This window comes from Fervidobacterium islandicum, from assembly GCF_000767275.3.
In the GTDB taxonomy this organism is placed as follows: Bacteria; Thermotogota; Thermotogae; order Thermotogales; family Fervidobacteriaceae; genus Fervidobacterium; species Fervidobacterium islandicum.
Genome location: NZ_CP014334.2, coordinates 1,347,864 through 1,366,634 on the forward strand (window position 1 = coordinate 1,347,864; position 18,771 = coordinate 1,366,634).

Annotated in this window: 17 protein-coding genes; 4 read left to right on the forward strand and 13 right to left on the reverse strand. The window is 40.7% G+C overall.

What is annotated here, in order from left to right; all coding sequences use genetic code 11:
- Positions 1 to 6 precede the first annotated feature (6 nt).
- The 13 genes from gcvH to NA23_RS06505 all read right to left on the reverse strand — a co-directional run bounded on the left by gcvH (position 7) and on the right by NA23_RS06505 (position 14,151).
- Positions 7 to 360, reverse strand: a complete 354-nt coding sequence (gcvH, locus tag NA23_RS06440) for a glycine cleavage system protein GcvH (protein WP_033191926.1) — start codon at positions 358 to 360, stop codon at positions 7 to 9.
- A 68-nt stretch (positions 361 to 428) separates the two neighbouring features.
- A complete protein-coding gene (gene recG, locus NA23_RS06445; RefSeq protein WP_033191927.1) occupies positions 429 to 2,765 on the reverse strand; it encodes an ATP-dependent DNA helicase RecG in 2,337 nt (778 codons plus the stop codon).
- 34 nt (positions 2,766 to 2,799) lie between these two features.
- Complete coding sequence (locus tag NA23_RS06450) at positions 2,800 to 3,933, reverse strand: THUMP domain-containing class I SAM-dependent RNA methyltransferase (RefSeq protein WP_236938332.1); 1,134 nt, start codon at positions 3,931 to 3,933, stop codon at positions 2,800 to 2,802.
- Between the two features lie 59 nt (positions 3,934 to 3,992).
- The gene (locus NA23_RS06455; RefSeq protein WP_033191928.1) at positions 3,993 to 4,520 is read right to left on the reverse strand and encodes a hypothetical protein; all 528 of its coding nucleotides are present in this window, start codon (positions 4,518 to 4,520) and stop codon (positions 3,993 to 3,995) included.
- Between the two features lie 26 nt (positions 4,521 to 4,546).
- On the reverse strand, positions 4,547 to 5,254 hold the full coding sequence (rlmB, locus tag NA23_RS06460) for a 23S rRNA (guanosine(2251)-2'-O)-methyltransferase RlmB (RefSeq protein WP_033191929.1): 708 nt from the start codon (positions 5,252 to 5,254) through the stop codon (positions 4,547 to 4,549).
- The gene (gene mazG, locus NA23_RS06465) at positions 5,251 to 6,045 is read right to left on the reverse strand and encodes a nucleoside triphosphate pyrophosphohydrolase (RefSeq protein ID WP_033191930.1); all 795 of its coding nucleotides are present in this window, start codon (positions 6,043 to 6,045) and stop codon (positions 5,251 to 5,253) included. Before mazG ends, rlmB begins: the two co-directional genes overlap by 4 nt.
- Entirely contained in the window at positions 6,018 to 7,010 is a 993-nt protein-coding gene (locus NA23_RS06470) for an NAD(P)H-dependent glycerol-3-phosphate dehydrogenase (RefSeq protein WP_033191931.1), read from the reverse strand. The genes mazG and NA23_RS06470 overlap by 28 nt, the downstream gene beginning before the upstream one ends.
- Positions 7,011 to 7,035: 25 nt before the next feature.
- Positions 7,036 to 7,992 (reverse strand): tRNA (guanosine(46)-N7)-methyltransferase TrmB, encoded by a 957-nt coding sequence (gene trmB / locus NA23_RS06475; RefSeq protein ID WP_052107185.1) that lies wholly within the window; start codon positions 7,990 to 7,992, stop codon positions 7,036 to 7,038.
- A 37-nt stretch (positions 7,993 to 8,029) separates the two neighbouring features.
- On the reverse strand, positions 8,030 to 10,180 hold the full coding sequence (locus NA23_RS06480) for a coiled-coil domain-containing protein (protein WP_033191932.1): 2,151 nt from the start codon (positions 10,178 to 10,180) through the stop codon (positions 8,030 to 8,032).
- A gap of 36 nt (positions 10,181 to 10,216) precedes the next feature.
- Entirely contained in the window at positions 10,217 to 11,743 is a 1,527-nt protein-coding gene (locus NA23_RS06485; protein WP_033191933.1) for a bifunctional ADP-dependent NAD(P)H-hydrate dehydratase/NAD(P)H-hydrate epimerase, read from the reverse strand.
- Positions 11,744 to 11,747: 4 nt separating this feature from the next.
- Positions 11,748 to 12,209 (reverse strand): lytic transglycosylase domain-containing protein, encoded by a 462-nt coding sequence (locus NA23_RS06490; RefSeq protein WP_033191934.1) that lies wholly within the window; start codon positions 12,207 to 12,209, stop codon positions 11,748 to 11,750.
- Between the two features lie 161 nt (positions 12,210 to 12,370).
- Complete coding sequence (locus NA23_RS06495; protein ID WP_033191935.1) at positions 12,371 to 13,087, reverse strand: prepilin peptidase; 717 nt, start codon at positions 13,085 to 13,087, stop codon at positions 12,371 to 12,373.
- Positions 13,072 to 14,151: a tetratricopeptide repeat protein gene (locus tag NA23_RS06505; RefSeq protein WP_033191936.1), complete on the reverse strand. Its 1,080-nt coding sequence runs from the start codon at positions 14,149 to 14,151 to the stop codon at positions 13,072 to 13,074. The genes NA23_RS06495 and NA23_RS06505 overlap by 16 nt, the downstream gene beginning before the upstream one ends.
- Before the next feature lie 275 nt (positions 14,152 to 14,426).
- Between NA23_RS06505 and NA23_RS06510 the strand changes: the two genes are divergently transcribed.
- The 4 genes from NA23_RS06510 to NA23_RS06525 all read left to right on the forward strand — a co-directional run bounded on the left by NA23_RS06510 (position 14,427) and on the right by NA23_RS06525 (position 18,682).
- Positions 14,427 to 15,803 carry a Do family serine endopeptidase gene (locus tag NA23_RS06510; RefSeq protein WP_033191937.1) on the forward strand — a complete coding sequence of 459 codons (1,377 nt, stop codon included), beginning with the start codon at positions 14,427 to 14,429 and terminating at the stop codon, positions 15,801 to 15,803.
- Positions 15,804 to 15,910: 107 nt separating this feature from the next.
- Positions 15,911 to 16,861 carry a TIGR00269 family protein gene (locus NA23_RS06515; RefSeq protein WP_052107186.1) on the forward strand — a complete coding sequence of 317 codons (951 nt, stop codon included), beginning with the start codon at positions 15,911 to 15,913 and terminating at the stop codon, positions 16,859 to 16,861.
- Between the two features lie 13 nt (positions 16,862 to 16,874).
- The gene (locus NA23_RS06520) at positions 16,875 to 17,996 is read left to right on the forward strand and encodes an FtsW/RodA/SpoVE family cell cycle protein (protein ID WP_236938333.1); all 1,122 of its coding nucleotides are present in this window, start codon (positions 16,875 to 16,877) and stop codon (positions 17,994 to 17,996) included.
- A gap of 41 nt (positions 17,997 to 18,037) precedes the next feature.
- Positions 18,038 to 18,682, forward strand: a complete 645-nt coding sequence (locus tag NA23_RS06525; RefSeq protein WP_052107187.1) for a hypothetical protein — start codon at positions 18,038 to 18,040, stop codon at positions 18,680 to 18,682.
- Positions 18,683 to 18,771: the final 89 nt, after the last annotated feature.

Sequence of the window (18,771 nt, forward strand, 5' to 3'; positions counted from 1 at the left end):
CGAAACTTACAGTGTAGCTTTGTACTCGTCTTCTGTCAAAAGCTCATCAAACTCAGCTGGATTAGATGGTTCGATTTGAACTAGCCAGCCCTCGCCTTCTGGGTCTTGGTTTATTAGTTCCGGAGTTGCGTTAACTTTATCGTTAACTGCTACTATCTTTCCACTGACTGGTGCGTATACATCGCCAGCAGCTTTGACACTCTCAAGAGATACTATTCTTTCTCCTTTCTTAACTTCTTTACCAACAGCTGGAAGTTCAACGTAGACAATATCCCCGAGTTGTTCCTGAGCGTAGTTCGAAACTCCAACTTTTCCTGTTTCGGTATCAATCCATTCGTGAGTTTTTGCGTACTTTTTCATCCCGTCATACCTCCCTTGAGTTTTATTGTGAATTAAGTTGCTAATTAATTATAACATACTTTGAAAGTTCATCCAACATCTAAAAATTTGATTCGCTCACCGTAAATCTTGTATACCTCTCTTATTATCTCACTATCTGGATAATTTTCAACTATACGCTTGGCATCTTCACGAGCTATGAGCATCAGCTCTGTATCCGACACGATGTCTGCGACCTTAAACTCAGGCAGTCCGTGCTGACGTGTACCGAAAAATTCACCAGGTCCTCGCAATCTTAGGTCGTATTCTGAGATTTTGAAGCCATCGTTGGTGCTCGCGAAGAACTGGAGTCTATCCCACGCCTCTTCGCCAGCTTCACTCACAATAAGGAAACAGTAACTTTGCTTCTCACCTCTACCAACACGTCCCCTAAGCTGATGCAGTTGCGCAAGTCCAAATCGCTCGGCGTTCTCGATAACCATTATGGTTGCATTTGGAACATCTACTCCGACTTCTATAACCGACGTTGAAACCAAGATCTTTATTTCGCCTCGAGCAAACTTAGCCATAACATCGCTTTTCTCTTCATCCAACATTCGTCCGTGAAGCAATCCCATGGGGATATCGGGGAATGCCTCTTTACTGAGAGTTCTGTACATATCTTCCGCAGCTTTTGCATTGATGGCTTCCGATTGTTCGATTAACGGGTATACAATGTAGGCCTGGTCTCCGTTTTCAAGGACCTGCTCTCTAACGAATTTATAGACTTCTTTCGCCCTTGTATGTCTCAATGTGAACGTCTTGATTTCTTTCCTACCAGGTGGCATCTCGTCTATAACGGAAACGTCTAAATCACCGTACAGAGTGAGTGATAGTGTTCTTGGGATGGGAGTTGCCGTCATGATGAGTGTATCCACAACTTTACCTTTCGATATCAATTCTTCCCTTTGTTTTACTCCAAATCTGTGCTGCTCATCTATTATCACAAGCCCGAGGTTTGCAAAGTGTACGTCCTCTTGGATGAGTGCATGTGTTCCAACCACAACGTCCAAATCACCGTTTTTTAGAGCGAATTTTATCTTATCTTTTTCTTTCTGAGAAGTGGATCCTATGAGTAGTGCAACCCTTATACCGAGGTCTGTTAAATGATTGAAGAGCTTTTGAAAATGCTGAATGGCAAGGATTGAAGTTGGAACCATAAATGCACTCTGATAACCGGCTTCGTAGTTATCTATTATCGCAAGCTCAGCAACCAGCGTCTTACCACTGCCAACATCTCCCTGGAGTAACCTGTTCATTGGATCTGGGCTGCGCATGTCTCCACGGATCTCCGAATGCGCCCTTTTTTGAGCATTTGTGAGTTTGAATGGTAATTTTGAGATGAATTCTTCGGCAAGTTTTCCAGAAAAATTTTTTGCAATACCGCCAACTTGTTTGACGTTTTGCTTTGACAGATACAAAGCAATTTGGAACAAAAGCAGTTCTTCGTAAGCTAAGCGTCTTCTGGATATTTTGTAATGAAAGGCACTCTTTGGAAAATGCATTCCAGTGTATGCTTTCCACACATCGATAAGTCTTCTTTCCTCAATTAGTTCCTTAGGTAACATCTCCTTCAAGTTACATATGCTCGGAAGATTTTCATATACGATTTTTCTAATTGCCTTTTGCGTTAGATTTTCCGTTAACGGATATATCGGAAGGATCGCCCTTTCGGGTGTTTCACTTACAGAAACTTCCGCGTTTTGGATCTCCATGGCTCCAAAAAATCCTCTTTTAACAGTACCAGTAACGTAGATTTCCTTACCCACAAGCTGTTTCAACTCCAGCTCTTTGAACTCCTGATTGAACCACTTTAGAATCACCTGATTGATTCCATCCTGCAAGAGTGCACTGATAATTACCAGGTCTCCCTTCTTGGTTTTTTCAATGCTCTTCAAAATGCCTTTGGTTGTTATTTTCTCGTTCTCGCGAACGTACATCAAAGGGATAATTTTTCTTCTATCTTCATAATCTCTCGGGAAAAAGCTCACCAAATCCCCTATGGTTTGGATGCCGAGTTTTTTGAGTAGTTTCTCACGCGCTGGTCCGACACCTTTTGCGTATTTTATCGGCACTTCCAATGGCTTACCAGCTTCTGTACCTTCGCATGTAATAGAATACGTCAGGAAATTGTACTTAAAGCGTTCCACCATTCCGCACACCTGGGAAAGCCTTTTCAATGCACGCTCTGTTGAGAGTTTTTTGGCTTCAATTATATAATTCTTAAAATCTTCGAGCTTACTGCGGATTTCATCTTCAAAAAGAAGAGGGTCATCTATCCTTTCGTAATTATCTTCAATGTACTCTACTAGTGCGTTGAAAGATTCTTCACTTACGTCTCTGGCAATTTCATAACAATTGTCGAGAAATTCTTCAACAAGAAGCATGATAACACCCTCTTTTTAAGAACCTTTTCAGAAATCAGTAGTACATGAAAAGGTATGTCCAAATGCCGCTGTTCTGAAATCTTATTTTCTTTCTCGCCTTACCAAAGAGCTTTTCAAAATCTTTGTCGGCATGGAGTAGATAAAAATTTCCATTTGGGAACTTCTCTCTCAATATCTTCACACCTTCTATTACATTCTTGTCATCCAAACGTTCACCGTACGGAAGGTTCGAAATTATCCAAGCCTTTCCATTGAAAGTAGCCAAATCTCTAAAATCAGTACAAGAAAATTTAATCGGTAGCTTTGTTTGAAAGATTTGAGAAGCTCGCTTCATGTTTTCCTGTGCCACTTTTATAGCTTGGCAATCGATGTCGCTCCCGTGGATAAAAGCTTGTGTGAGCTTCTTGGAAAGTTGCTTGAGCTCTCCAAGTGATCGTTTTTTTACTTTTTCCCAGTGCTCTTTTAGGATTTTCCATTCCTCGGAAATATATCTTCTGCTTATGTTTGGCAAGTTGAGTGTAGCAGCTTCTATTGGAATTGTACCACTGCCACAGAAGGTATCAAAAAGAGGAGCACTGCTTTCAAAATCCCAGCGTGAAAGAACAACAATTGCCGCAGCTATTGTCTCTCTTAGTGGTGCTTTACTTGTCTTCAGTCGATAGCCACGTTTCGATAGAGCATCTCCCGAAGTATCAAGAAGCAAGAATGCTTCGTCATCTTTCAAAACAAGTACAAAGCTGTAAACAGGACCACTTTCGTTAGTTCCTCCCAAATTCTCTACGATGGCTTTTTTCAAAACCGAAGCAACCGCTCCGGTAGCACTGAGTTTTGAATTCGTTATCTTCAACTTATCTACTACAATTTTTGCGTTCTTTTCCACCAGCTCACTTAAATTCGAACTTTTAACGTTATCGAAAAGTTCATCGAAGGTCTCAGCTTTGAATCTCTTAATCAGCAATGATATTCTATCGGCCGTCTTCATGTACAAGTTTAAGAAAGGTATATCTTCCACCCTTGCTTTAAAAAATATCCTCCCGGAGGAGGAATAATAGACCTTATATCCGAACTTCTTAAGCTCTAACGCCACCGCACCTTCCAACCCCGAAGAACAGAACGCAACGAAATCAAAAAGTCCATTATTGCTAACATTGTTCAATTCATTCAGCAACACGAGTTCCCCCACTTTGTAAAGTTTTAAACCAAGTTACTAAAATCAAGCATTTCCAATTACTGCTCACTTTGTTTTTTGCGGTTCTTGTAAGTACCTTCCTTTTTGTTTGAAAATATAAGATTCTCATCAAGAACGACTACACCGGTCCCTTCAAAAATGACTCCTTCATCGACATTTGCGGAAAAAAGCATACGATTCACGGTGTTGTTGTATACAATATGACCAAAGACGTTTATCTTTGAAACCTGGGCACCTATCCACATCTGGGATTTTCTGTAAAAAAACTTAGACGGATAACTTGTCCGCTCGAAACATATGAACAGGTGTGGAGGATGCTTGACGTAGTTTTCGATTATGCCTATTTCGTTACCTATGAGAATGCGAAAAACCAAGTTATCGAATTTCACATTGACCTTTTTCTCGATGGTATGTTTAAGTAATGCGTATTGATAGATGTAGACCTTATTCCCGTCGAAATAAAAGGTATACGGAACGTTGAATTTGTATCCGTTGATGCTGGTGGTTATGAATATATCCACATCGTACTCACTTGTCACCAGAGCGTTCCCTGAAACGATAGTCAACTTCCACCATCTCTCCACAGTTGAAATTATCCATTCGCCATCTCGCGTCTGAGCACTTCATACACGATAATACCTGCACTGACGGATACGTTCAGCGAATCAATAGCTGTTTTCATTGGAATTGAGACCAACTCGTCGCATGATTGTTTTACAAGCTGCCGAATCCCACTACCTTCGTTGCCAAGAACGATGGCAAGAGGTCTTTTTAAGTCCGCTTCCCAGATAGGTTTGCCTCTCATATCCGCTCCGAAAACCCAGACACCGTTTTCTTTGAGCTTTTCAATATACCTCGACAGATTCACGGTTATGGCTATCGGTATTCTAAAGACCGTTCCTGCAGATGCTTTAACTGCTCCGGGTGTAACATGGGCACTGTTATCCTTTGTCAGCACGACCATATCAACGCCTGCCGCAACACAAGTTCTTACAATAGCGCCGAGATTTTGCGGGTCTTGAATTTGGTCAAGAAGAACAAGAAACGGATTATCTGGTAAATCGTTCTCGTCTGCATATTCAAATTCGCCGATATCTATAACAACGCCTTGGTTTTTCTCCTCGCCGCACAATTTTTTCAAAACATTTTTAGGCGCTATAGAGTATGGTATCTTCCTTTTCTTGACTTCCTCTACAAGGCCTTCTAATTCCTTATCACCACTATCGGAAAAGTACACCATCTTTATCGGTTGTTTGCTTTGGAAGAGTTCTTTTAAAACATTCCTGCCGTACACGATCATTTTTCTTTCACTTCCTCGTGTACCTCTGGATGTTTGTACTCTGTCGCTTTTACTTTATTCCAATATTCATCCATCTCAGAAACGGTCATATTCTCTAACTTCTTCCCATCTTTTTCTATTTCCTTTTCCATTTTTTCGAACCTTGTGATGAATTTTTCTGTAGCTTTTCTAATTGCGCTCTCTGGGTCTACGTTTAAAAACCTTGCCAGATTTACTATCGCAAAGAGTAAATCACCCATCTCTTCTTCTATCTCTTCTTCATTCTTCGCTTTTTTCAGTTCTCTTATCTCCTCTTCCACCTTGTTCCAAACATCTTCGATTTCAGTCCAGTCAAATCCAACGTCAGCGGCGTTTTCTTGGACCCTTCTGGCTAACGAAAGTCCTGGCAGTGCGTGGTTCACATCACCTATGCTTGAGCGTTTCTTCTGACCTTTTTCTTTAGCCTTTATCTCTTCCCAACGCGCATAAGAATAACCCTGTGCATCACCAAACACATGTGGATGACGCCTGATAAGTTTGTCAGAAAGTGTCCTTATGACATCTTCTATAGTAAACGCTCCACGTTCCGCAGCAATTTGCGAATGAAAAACCACTTGCAAGAGCACATCTCCGAGTTCTTCTTTCAGTTCTTCATCATCTTGATTGTCAATTGCATTAAGTACTTCGTATGCTTCTTCTATCAGGTACGGTTTCAAGCTTTCGTGTGTCTGTGCTTTATCCCACTCGCAACCGTTTTCACCACGTAACTGAGCCATGATTTCAACTAATTTTTCAAATTCTTTTCCAACCATCTTCTTACTTCCTCCATCTCGACCTTAAGTGACCTGGTCATTAAAGATTTTATAGAATCAATCGGTGACTTTTTGTTGTAGACGACCTCGTAGACCTCTTTGATGATAGGTAAATCGTACCTATCGCCGTAATTCTCGACAACGGCTTTACACGTAAACGCACCCTCAACGATCTCCTTGCTGGCTTCAAGTAAATAGATAGGGTCAAAACCTTTTGCGATCATTTCGCCGTAACGCCTGTTCCGGCTGTGCTTACTTCCACATGTAACCACCAAATCCCCTATTCCGGCGAGTCCCATAAACGTTAGTGGATTGGCTCCAAATTCTATAGAGAACTTCGCAATTTCGTACAATCCACGCGTAACCAACGCAGCCTTTGCGTTGTCCCACCCACCAAGTCCGTCGACAATTCCAGCAGCTATCGCAATAACATTTTTGAGGGCACCAGCCAGTTCGATACCAACAACATCGTCGTGAACGTAGACCCTGAAATATTCGTTCGAGAACTCCTTTTGAAATTCTGGTGCCATCGCTCCTGCTACAACAACGGCTGTTGGCAACTTCAGAGCAACCTCTTCAGCATGAGAAGGTCCTGATAGAACTGCGTACTCGCTCCCTAGAATCTCTTGAACGATCTCGGATACTCTCTTACCGGTACTTATCTCAATTCCCTTGGACAGATTGAGCACTACGTGGACATCATAATCGATTTTTTGCAAAACACCCCTGATGTACTGAACAGGAACAGCAAGAACCAAGACGTCGAAATTTCTTCCTACCGATATATCAGATGTCACCGAAACATCCAAATTCACATCCGGAAGATGGGGCATCTTTTTCCTTGTGTTCAACAACTGCGCGTGTTCTTCGCTATGCGCCCACAGTAGAACCTCGTGCCCATTTTCCTTGAGCATTTGTGCAATTGTACAACCCCAGCTCCCTGCCCCGAGGACAAAGTATCTCATATTGAAAACACCTCTATTTTCTTTGTCATTCTTGTGCTAAGAACTCAGCCAAAACTTGGACAGACCATTTTACCGCAGGTGTCCTGTAAGGATTTGAAGCACTATCCAGTTTTATTATCCATTCTCTGCTTCCGGGCTCTTCCGGGTAAGCAACCAAATAGTAATGCTGTTGAAATTCACCATCTGTTGAAATTACTTTTATAACGTAGGCATCGTTATGAGTCGATTTGTAAACACCTTTCACAACTATTACTTTTTTACCTTCCTTGAAAATCTTGTTGTTTAGTAGTGATATTTTTTCCTCGATAACAACGCTTCTCGCATGAGGCATTTCGTGCCTACCTCCTATTAATCTTTCGACTTCTAAATGTTTAACCTTCCTTATCAAAAGCGAATATATGTTTCTACCGTACTTAATCCACTTCTGCTCGTAGCGTGTTTTGATCTCCCTGTCAGGGTTTTCCAAAAACTCAACGACTTCAAACCCCATCTCTTTAGCTGTTTCCATCGTTTGTTTTGCGTACCACTCAACGTCCGTCGCCAGTTCAAACGTCCCATCGTCTACGAGAACATTTGATAATGTTTCAAAAAACTCTGGTACGATAACACGTCGTCTTTCATGCGATTTCTTATCCCATGGAATGGGGAAGTTCATGACAACTTTTTCAACACTCTTAGGTCCAAAGAACTCTCTGAGTCCGAATCTCGCATCGGTTATTACCAATCTCACGTTATCAAGGTTTTCTATCCTTTTATGGGCCTTTTTCATAGAGGTAATTGATACTTCAAAACCTACGAAATTCTTCTCTGGATGTTTAACTGCATATGACTGCAAATATTCCCCACTTCCAAAGCCAATTTCGACGATAACACCGTTGTTGTTACCGAAGATGTTAGACCAATCTATCGGTAGGTAATCAAAAAGCGAAGGTTTCACTTCTCTGGAAAAGAGAACACTGTTTGTCTTCTCCATTTCTTGCATACACTCACACCTCATCCGTCTGTTTGCATATTTTTAATCATTTAAAATAAGTACTAAGTTCCCTAACGTACTGTCCAGCCGGGTAGAGCTTTTTGTATACTTCGTATTTTTTCACTGCCTCGTCCCTTTTTCCAAGCCCAAGATAGCTGAGAATTCCGTAGTAGTAAACATCTTCTTTGAAATAAACGTCAATATCCTCGATACGTGGTTCTATGTACGAGAAAATGGCCACAGCATTTTCGTACTGTCCGTCGACGTAGAACTTCAAACCAACGAGGAACAGTTCCCTCAAGTCTTTTGTTTGATTGAGAATTTGCTCAACAACCTCGCTTCGCTGATTTGTACTTACAACCTTTTGTTCGACAACTTGCTGAGTCTGAATCGCGGAATTGGTCGATGTATAAGTGGGGATAAAAGCGGAGGAAGAACTTTGTTCCAAACTATTCGAGCTATTTTTCGATTTTTCGACCTTCGACAAATCTTCTGTTTTCTTATCCACAGATGATGAGTCATCTGGAATTTTTTGAGTGTTCAAATTTAGAGAATTCAACATCTCCAATATCTTAGACACGCTTGATTTCAAAGTTTCTATATCATTTCGCAAGTCAGCGACCTGCTTTGAAACGCTTTCGGTATAGCCTTTTACAGTAGTTGTTTCCTTGCTTAAATTCGAAACCTTGTCTTCTATATTACCAAGGCTAATTCGCTGGGAATCAGCCTTGTTTGAAAGCCCGCGTATCAAAGTCAGAACTTCTTCGAGCTTTTGTTCTAAAGCTAAGATTCTTTCAGCGGAAGTTGAGCCAACTTCTTGCTGTATTATCGTCGATTCAACAGGTTGCGACTTAAGCGATGAAACTTCCGCATACATGATTCCTACAGACTGAGTTAGAATGTCAAGTCGTTTCCGAATTTCCTCAAGCTCAAGTGAGAGCTTAGAATCTATTTGTGAAGACTTTGCTGAATTTGATGACGATTGGCTTAGCTGAGAAATCTGAGATGAGATTTCATTTAATTTTGTTGCAATATTTTTCATATTCTCGCTGATATTAGCTTTTGCTATCTCAACTACGTTGTTTTCTATTCGGTTCAAACGGGCCTTGACGTTATCAAGCTCCGAGTAAATCTTTTCAAAATCATCCGAAGAAGAGCCCGCAGCAACGGATGAAGACGTCTTTACGCTTTCCAATCTGCTTTCAAGGGAAACTATTTTCTCTTTTAGCTGCTTTACCTGAGAACTGAGTTCTTTTAATGTGGCATCGTCGTACTTAACAACCGTCGTCTGAACGCCAGAAGTAGTAGTTGGATTTGCTCTGGTATTAACATCTTTTGCGAGTTTGCTCAGCTCGTTCTCAACAATTGATAACTTTTCGTTTATTAAAGACAGTTGGTCTGAGAGGGGTTTTGCCAACACGTCATTTGATGTTTGAACGGGGTTTTCAAGCTTTTTGTCTATGTAATCAAGACTGGTCTTTACAAGTTCCAATGTCTTGGACAGTTCCTCGTACTTCTTCGACATGTCAGTCGTATACCCTTCTACTTTCCCTTGGAGACTTGCGATACTTCTTTCCAGTTTATCAAATTCAAGACTTCCAGATTTCGTAAAGTTTGTCACAGAAATGACTAGGTTTACCAAAACAACGACAAAAATGGCCAATGTAACTGCTGGTAGGAGAAAACCGCTCATAGATTTTTGCTTTTTGACCTGTGTAAGGACAGGATGAGTTTTGTCGAGCTGGCGAAGAATTTCCGATAGCAGTTCTATCTTCTTCTTATCTGAGCGTTTAAGCGCTGTTAGAAGTTCCATCGCGATGATTTCTACTATTTGAGGAAACTCCTTCTTTATCCTCTGAACCTCGGCTATTACTATTGGATAATTCTCTTCGTTGAATTCCTTAAGAATCTTTTCAAGTGCCTCAGACACAGTGCTTGCATCTTTTTCTATGGTTTCAACAACATGTATGTAAAGCTCTTGCTTTTCCCTGGGCATAAAATTGAAAATCTCGACAGCCCTGGTGTAATTTCCTGCCTTCACTTCCAGTTCGAATAGTAAGTGACTGTACTTTTTGCCGAGAGCTTCCAATATATTTCTGGCAAGCGATAGCTCGTTGTTTGATATTAAGAACCTTATAAATCTCTCAACAGCATCTGAACTCTTATCAAAATTGAATTCTGAACCTATAAAATCCACACCTTATCACCCCGGTTTCAAAAAGTATAGAAGACTCTATCTTCTTTCTTTAAGTGCTTTAAAGGCTTCTGAGATATAATTTAGCACATCAAACGCGCTGTTCATACCTTCTACTGGTAACAGTTCTCCTGCTAAGCCAAAAAGATACACACCTGTCTTGACTGCCTCAGTGGGTTCAAGGTGCTGGGAAAGAAGTCCGGCAATTACACCAGAAAGGATATCACCGCTTCCAGCCTTCGAAAGTGTTGTGTTCCCAGTAATGTTAAAGTATATCTTCTTTTCGTCTGCGATTATGGAAGTTGCATCTTTCAGAACCGTTATAACCCCGTATTTCCTTGAGAACTCGAACAACAATTCGTAATTTTGCTTAACCTCTTCGATAGGCCTTTTGACTAACCTGGAGAACTCCCCTGGGTGCGGAGTCAAAATAACCGTCTTCATAGGGTTTTTCTCTTTTAGAACTTCGACATTCTGGGCCAAAACGTTGAGACCGTCCGCGTCTATTATAACGTCATTAGGTGATTGTAAAACTTTTTTAATTATCCTGAGTTTTTCTTCTGCATTCTCCGTATCCCAACCAGGACCAAGAACAAAAACCACATCTTTGCTAATGTTTGAAATAAATTCTTCAATTCTTTCCACATTAAAACCGTCACCGACGTCAAAACATATCAAAGACGGGTCGTGACTCAGTGCACATTGACAAACTTTGGAAATGGAAATCAACTTCACCATACTTGCTCCACTTTTCAACGCCGAAAGAGCACTCAAAATTGGTGCACCTATGTATTTACTTGAACCACCCAATACTAATACCTGCAAATAAGTTCCTTTGTTTGACCAGCGCGGTCTGTTTGGTAGGTACAATGCTTCGGCTGTTATAAGTTCTTTATTGGTATCATAAGTTAGCATCTCTAAACTGGGAATACCTATCTTCGCTATTTTGAGCTTTCCACACAATTCACGGCCCGGGAACAAGAAGTGCCCTACTTTTGGGAAGCCAAAAGTTACCGTTAAGTCTGCCTGAACTGCGCATCCCATGATTTTTCCGTTGTCTGCAGAGACACCGGATGGTATGTCCACAGAAACAATCCGTTTGGAGTATAGGTTCATAACTTCAATCAATCTGACCAAATTATCGTCGGTAATCTCTCTACTCAAACCCGTTCCAAACAACGCATCAACAACGATATCCGCTTCGGAAATGATCCTTGAGGCTTTCTCTAATCCGAGGTCTTGGTAGATGTAGACAATTCCTCCGTGCTTTAAATACCTTTCGTAATTTTTCTTCGCCACCTCTGAATTGGGCTGTGCTACGGCGATAACCCTTACCGCTTCCGTATAATTAAGAAGGTCCCTTGCAACAACATATCCATCTCCACCGTTGTTACCAGAACCGCAAACAACAACAAAACTCTTGTTCGACAATTCGCCGTACTCATTCCAAATCGCTTGGACTACGGAAATCCCAGCCCGTTCCATAAGTATTTCTTCGTTAATATCAAAATCATTTATAGTTCTTTTTTCTAGTTCTCTCATCTCTTGGCTCGTTATTACAGTCATACTCTCATCTCCTGTAAAGGAAGCGATAAATCCTGTAAAAGGTCAACACCTTTCTGACATAACGTCCGCCAGCATCTGTCTTAATGTCATCTGAAGCGTATGGGCCTGTATTGTAATGAACTAAAGCCGTTCTGAGGTCACCATCTTTTTCCATCAGGTAGTTCAAATACTTACATCCGAGCGCTATGTTTCCTTCTACTGTTGTATAGTCAAAGTTTGTTTTGAATTTTCTGTTTATCCATTCTGCTGTCTCTGGCATAAGTTGCATAAGTCCATAAGCTCCGACATTCGATTTTGCACTTGTTCTAAAACTACTTTCCGCACGTATCACACTTATCACTAAAAGTGGATCCAAATCTCCAGCGTACTGGACAACAATATCGTAGTACTTCAGTGGGAAAAGGTCCACTAAAATCAGCAATGAGAAGATGATAGCTAAGAAAACTACAGTCAAAAGTACACGCACGGCTAAGTCTCCTCCTAAGAACATAAGAATCGCTATATTTATTCAAAACACAAAATTTATTCAAAACACAAAAAATCCCAGGTTGTTCTGGGAACAAAAGAACATATCTGAAATTATTATAGCACAAAGCTCAATTTAAACAACATTGTTAAACAGGGAGTTCAAACGTATAAGAATACTCTTAAGAAGAGAAGCAAGTAACCAAAAAATATTATAAATGGCCCGAACGGTATCAGGCGGTCTTTCCGTAAGAGTGAATAAACTATACCTCCTAAAGAAGAGCCAAGCAAAAGAAAAGGCATGAAAGTTATGCCAACCGCGAAGGCATAAACGGGGAGCAAGAACAAATCCCCCTCACCTATACCATCTTTGTACCTGAGTTTCAGCACAAATAGTATTCCAAGTGAAATCAGTGCACCAAGAGCATCCAAAAGTATAAGAGCCTTGAAATGAAAGAGGTTTATTAAAAATGAAGAAATCAGTACAGTTATCCACGTGTAATCAGGTAAGAGCATGAGCTTGAAATCTGTGAACAGAGCTGGAACCGAAGCTACGAAAATTGCATCCATTGCTAAAGCTATATCCGTAGGAAAGAGTAAGTGGTTAACAAGGAAAGAGAGTCCAAAGGACAATTCAACAAGCGGATACCTTAAAGAAATCTTCCCACCGCAATGTCTACATTTGCCGCGAAGGAGAATAAAACTGATTATTGGGATATTATCATACCAAGCAATACGTCTTCGACAGTGCGGGCAAACTGAAAAACGGGGCTCTGTTAACTTGAGCCCCGCGATTGGTCTGTATATTAGCACGTTTGCAAAACTACCAAAAATTGTTCCTAAAGCAAACCAAAACAACAAACTTACTTTATTCCACATAATTCCTTCTCAGACTGCGTGAGGAGTTCATCAAAGAATTCGCGCTTTCCGTAAAGGTACCAGAAATTATCCTCTCTCAATTCCTCTACAATTTTCCTTGCCTTCTCGTACTGGTTTGTCTTAGCGTATGCAACAGCCAGAACAAGGTTCAAATGCCTTGCCTCCGGATTGGTTCTCACAACGTTCTCGATAACTTGGATCACTTTATCGTAATTGCCTTTTTTCAGATGTACCTTAGCCCATATATCTATACCGTTGGGATCGTTCCTTGGGTCGATTTCCATAATCAAACTTTCGTATTCTTTCGCCTTTTCTTCGTTTCCAAGCTTTCTGTAAAGCTCGGCCAGTTCAAAGAGCGCGATTATACTGTTCTCTGAAGATTCCCTGAATTTCTCCAGTACCTCTATTGCCTTCTCTACCTTTCCCATCTTTGAATAGGCGTCTGCAAGCATGAAGTAGGTAAACGTATTTGTTGGAGAAAGTCTTAATTCTTTTTCCCAGTACTCAACCGCCTTTTCGTAATCTCCTATATTGTAATACGCTTCACCAATCATAGAGTAAGACTGAACAAGCCACGGGTCAAGTTCAATAGACCTTGTAAGATATTTAATAGCCCCTTCGACATCGTTTTCTTCAAGTAACAGCGAACCGTAGAATTCGTACGCAGGGGCGTAATTCTTGTCGAGCTTCATTGCAAACTTTAAGATATCTTTAGCAACCTCTATCTGGTTCTTATCGGCGTATTCTACTGCCAATTCGTACAATCCATCAGCAGTTGCATGGAGAAATTTCTCCGGCGTCATTCCGTACTGTTCTAAAAATTCCACAACCTCGCTCCATACTATCGGTTCGTATATAATTTCATTAAGAGAAACTACCTTCTCTTCCAACAGTTCGAGTTTCTTAATCTCGTCGCAAAGTTCTTTACGATCTTCAAAATCCTTTCTCATGTTGTACCAATCACCAGAATAGAAAAGGTCGCGTAAAATAACGAGCATTGGCGTTTCATCTGTGATATCCACAGTCAGTGGATTTTCTCTGCCTAAGATAAGTCTGATAACCATTAACAACACCTCCTGGTTTGTAACGTTGCATTTACATTTTACCATATTTCTTCACAAAAGTAAATACTGCGCTTTCTTTCCAAATTAAGCAAAACAAGAAACTCTACAGAGAAAAACTCGTTTAAATCCCTCAGACTAGCATCTCCTTTCGGTATTCTCTTTCACTACGGAGTTATTCCTTTTAAGGAAAATTTAAGCTTAGGTATGCTATAATTCTATTGGTCTTAGCTGAAGAAAGATTTATAAACAAAAAATCGAAAGAGGAGGTGTTCGATATGAAGGCTATTCAAAACACAAAGAAGTTTTTTGTTGGTCTTTTGGTAATTTTCGCTGCTGTTTCTTTTGCCATTGTAAACGCGGATTACCAGAGCCCCATAGTCAACGTTGTAAAAGTAGCAGCTCCGGCGGTAGTGAAGATAGATGTGGTCGTTCAGACAGAAGTTTACATTGATCCATTTATCAGAGAGTTCTACAGGCAGTTTTTTGGGGATATTCCTAGACAGTTCGAGGAGTCGAACAGCGTTGGTTCTGGATTCATCATCAGTAAAGAGGGATACATCGTTACGAACTACCATGTTGTCAAAGGTGCTAAAAAGATCACCGTTACCATGCTAAACGGCGATATATACGATGCACAGTATATCGGAGGAGATGAGGAACTCGATATAGCAGTTATAAAGATTAAACCAACAAAGGATTTGCCTGTTCTTGAAATGGGCGACTCGGACAAACTCCAGATAGGTGAATGGGCGATAGCGATTGGAAATCCCCTTGGCTTCCAACACACAGTAACCGTTGGCGTTATTTCGGCTACAGGCAGAAAGATACCAAAGCCGGACGGTTCTGGTTACTACACAAACCTTATTCAAACCGATGCTGCAATCAACCCAGGTAACAGCGGTGGTCCACTGCTAAACATCTACGGTCAGGTCATTGGAATTAATACTGCGATTATAAATCCAACACAAGCGATGAATATCGGTTTTGCAATACCAATTAACGTAGCCAAGAGGTTCATAAACCAGATTATTGCAACAGGAAAGGTCGAAAAGGCGTACCTTGGAGTTTACGTCCAAACCGTTACAGAAGAGCTTGCTAAGAGTTTAGGTCTTAAAGTCACAAAAGGTGTGTATGTGTTTCAGGTCGAGAAGGACTCACCAGCTGCAAAGGCAGGTATCAAAGAGGGAGATGTTATTGTAAAATTCAACGGTCAGGTAGTTGAAAGTGCCGAGGAACTAACTTCACTTGTCCGAAATTACACTCCTGGGACGAAAGTTAAAGTGACACTCAACAGGGCAGGTAAAGAGATGACAGTAGAAGTGGCTCTCGGAACACTACCAAGCCAGAACGGTTCTGCGACATCCACTTCAAAAGAATTCTACGGACTTAAAGTTGCAAACTTAACAGCGGATGACAGGTCCACATACAGAATACCAGCAGGTTTGGAAGGTGTAATCGTCAAAGAATCCAAAAATTCTTACATTAGAGTAGGTGCTGTGATCTACCGAATCTCTGTGAATGGATACTCCTACAACATAAGAAATGTGAACGACTGGAACAAGGTTGTAGACAACATCAAGAAAGGCGACTACATTGGGATTTTCTACTACTACAACGGTGTTAACTCCGTCTTCTCATTCAGGTACAATTAATTAGAAAGACATCAGTTAATTGAAAAATTTTCAACCCCCGCTGTTCAAAAGCGGGGGTTTTCGGTATAATTGAGGGATGAAGTTTAACAAAAGGAGGAATCTCATAAGTGAAATGTAAAAAGTGTTCTAATCAAGCTGTGATTCACCTAAGAGCACACAACATAGCACTTTGCAAAGAACATTTCATAGAATTCTTCGAAAGCAGAGTTCAGAAAGGCATCACGCATTTTAAAATGTTCACAAAGAAGGACAAGATACTGGTAGCCGTCTCGAGTGGAAAAGATAGTGCAGCTGTGCTGTACGCTCTAAAAAGACTTGGTTACGATGTTGAAGGTCTGTTCTTAAAAATGGGACGACATACTAACGCCGCTGAACGCGTTGTAAAACAACTGGAGGAAGCCACAGGTGCAAAAGTAAACGTACACGATGTTACACAATACTTCGGTGGACTCGGAACAGGTGAGATTGCAAAGATTGTGAAAAGACCTGTTTGCAGTATCTGTGGTATCGTACGGCGACACTGGATGAACAGGTACGCAGTAGAGAATGGCTTCACAGTTCTGGTGACAGGACATAACATGGACGACGAGGCAACGTTCTTATTTGGGAACATAATGAACTGGCAAACAGAATACATGGTACGACAATGGCCAGTGCTTGAAAAAACGCACGAAAAATTCGTGAGGAAAGCCAAACCTTTGATTTACGTTTCGGAAAAGGAAACTTATGCGTACGTCTTTTTAAATAGCATTCCATTCATGGAACAAAAGTGTCCATTCTCAAAAGGTGCCACCAGTTCTATGTATAAAAAACACCTGAACCTATTAGAATACGAGCAACCGGGTGTAAAACACCGGTTTCTATTCGGATACTTTGAAAAGTTCAAAGACCAACTGTCCAAGAACCACGAGGTAGAATTAAGAGCTTGTTCTAAGTGCGGTTATCCAACAACTGAAGAAAAGTGCCAGTATTGTAAACTCGAAGAAAGAATCAACTTGTACCTTGTATCTCAACAAGATAACGCACTGGAAGATAAAATCCCAGAGCGCAACCACTAAAAACTTTAAGGTGGTGGAATATCTGAAATACAAGTCCAACCTCTTCAAAATCAAAGAGAACGAATTCTCATTGCTCGATTACTTACTAATCATTGTTGTTATAATACTTATGATTCTTGGTCTTCTCACATTAAGAAGCGTGGTCAAAGACACTTCACAGCAGTCGCGATTTATCAAACAACTTGTATGGGACATCGTTGGTATCGCCGCAATGATTTACATAATATTTGAAAAAGAGGCAAGAATAAAAGCATATGCAAAATATCTTTACGCCATCTCTGTGGTATTATTGGTACTGGTGCTTATCTTTGGAAAAACGGTGTATGGTGCACGTCGTTGGATAGACATAGGCGCATTCGATCTACAACCCTCTGAGATATTCAAATTTGCTGTGGTTTTGATGATGGCAACTATATTTTCACAGTATCACAAAACAAAGGCGCTTATTTTATCCGTTATGACTTTACTTCCAGCTGGACTCATATTCTTGGAGCCAGACTTGGGCATGACCTTACTGATGGCGTTTATATGGTTTTCAATGCTCCTTGCAAGTGACGTGGAAAAGAAATACATACTCGTCATCATCGTTCTTGGTTTGGTTTCAATACCTTTTGCTTTTTTCTTCCTGCTGGAAGACTATCAACGCGTTCGCATACTTGCGCTCTTTAATCCTGAGGAACACTTCCAAGAAGGCGCATATAATGTTATTATGTCAAGGTCTGTGATAGCTAACGGTGGTGTTTACGGGACTGGTTACGGACTTGGAACAGGCACGAACATGCATATTGTCCCAATGCAGCACACCGATTTCATCTTTTCCGCTTTCGCAGAACAGTTCGGTCTAATTGGCAGTCTTATCTTAGTGGGGTTGTATGGTATAATACTCTTAGCAGGTTTGCTTCAAATAGGACGGTATAAGGACGACTTCTGGGAATTTGTTGTAATTGGAGTAAGTTCTATCTTTGCCTTTCACGTATTTGAAAACGTGGGGATGAATCTGGGGATACTACCTGTTACCGGAATTCCTCTGCCGTTTATAAGCTATGGAGGAACTTCAACAGTTGTCTTCTCCGCGCTTATAGGACTGCTGATCAAGGCACGAGCCGTGTCAAAAAAAGCACGACAAGTTATGTGAAGTTTATAAAGAAACCTTTTTTCCTTTGGGAGTGATAAGAGGTGCCTGTGACTAAAAAGAAAAGAGCAAGAGATTTTTCTTCTTTTTTCGGCATGTTGTTCTTCTTAATTGTTGTTGTTTCGGTGATTCTCTCGGTTGGAAACTTCATACGCTACACACAGATCCTAAAAAAATACGATGAGCTAAAAAGTTACGTGGATGCAAAGGTTACTGAAATGAAATCGGAAAATGAAAGAATCAAAGAACTCCTTGCACCAAATTCTTTAGTTGATAAATATATCGCTGCGGCAAACTACTTGCGAGAGTTCGGTTACGATTTCGAAAAGGTACTCGTATCGATAAACGACGATCCCACAACTGGTTATTTCATGGTTTTTGTAACAGGCAACGAAAGTAGCTGGTTTTCAATAAAGGATAGCCAAAAAACGTACTTCAGTGGTGAGCTAAAACCTGGACTTTCAAATTACAGGTTCTTCTACTTCAAAGAACCGAGGATAAAAACGAATTACGATATAATCGTTCCTCCAAATGCTACGATAACAGTAGGAAAGGCAGGTAAGGTTTACCTACTCGTCTTCGGTGTTGGATTGAGATTCCATCCAACAAAGGTTGTTCAATTAACTGAAACTACGTATGTCAACTTCGCAGAAAAATTCTCGTTGTACATTCCAGGAAGTCAGAATTAAAAGAGCAAAGCTTAGCTTTTAGCTTTTAAAATCAGGTGAATGTGCTTACCAAACTCCATTTAACCAAAAAAATAAAAACCGGGCACTTC

Excerpts from the sequence above, each read along its gene's own strand:
- gcvH (WP_033191926.1), bottom strand. The coding sequence starts at position 360 with ATGAAAAAGTACGCAAAAACTCACGAATGGATTGATACCGAAACAGGA.
- recG (WP_033191927.1), bottom strand. The coding sequence starts at position 2,765 with ATGCTTCTTGTTGAAGAATTTCTCGACAATTGTTATGAAATTGCCAGA.
- rlmB (WP_033191929.1), bottom strand. The coding sequence starts at position 5,254 with ATGATCGTGTACGGCAGGAATGTTTTAAAAGAACTCTTCCAAAGCAAA.
- mazG (WP_033191930.1), bottom strand. The coding sequence starts at position 6,045 with ATGGTTGGAAAAGAATTTGAAAAATTAGTTGAAATCATGGCTCAGTTA.
- NA23_RS06470 (WP_033191931.1), bottom strand. The coding sequence starts at position 7,010 with ATGAGATACTTTGTCCTCGGGGCAGGGAGCTGGGGTTGTACAATTGCA.
- trmB (WP_052107185.1), bottom strand. The coding sequence starts at position 7,992 with ATGCAAGAAATGGAGAAGACAAACAGTGTTCTCTTTTCCAGAGAAGTG.
- NA23_RS06485 (WP_033191933.1), bottom strand. The coding sequence starts at position 11,743 with ATGACTGTAATAACGAGCCAAGAGATGAGAGAACTAGAAAAAAGAACT.
- NA23_RS06495 (WP_033191935.1), bottom strand. The coding sequence starts at position 13,087 with ATGTGGAATAAAGTAAGTTTGTTGTTTTGGTTTGCTTTAGGAACAATT.
- NA23_RS06505 (WP_033191936.1), bottom strand. The coding sequence starts at position 14,151 with ATGGTTATCAGACTTATCTTAGGCAGAGAAAATCCACTGACTGTGGAT.
- NA23_RS06510 (WP_033191937.1), top strand. The coding sequence starts at position 14,427 with ATGAAGGCTATTCAAAACACAAAGAAGTTTTTTGTTGGTCTTTTGGTA.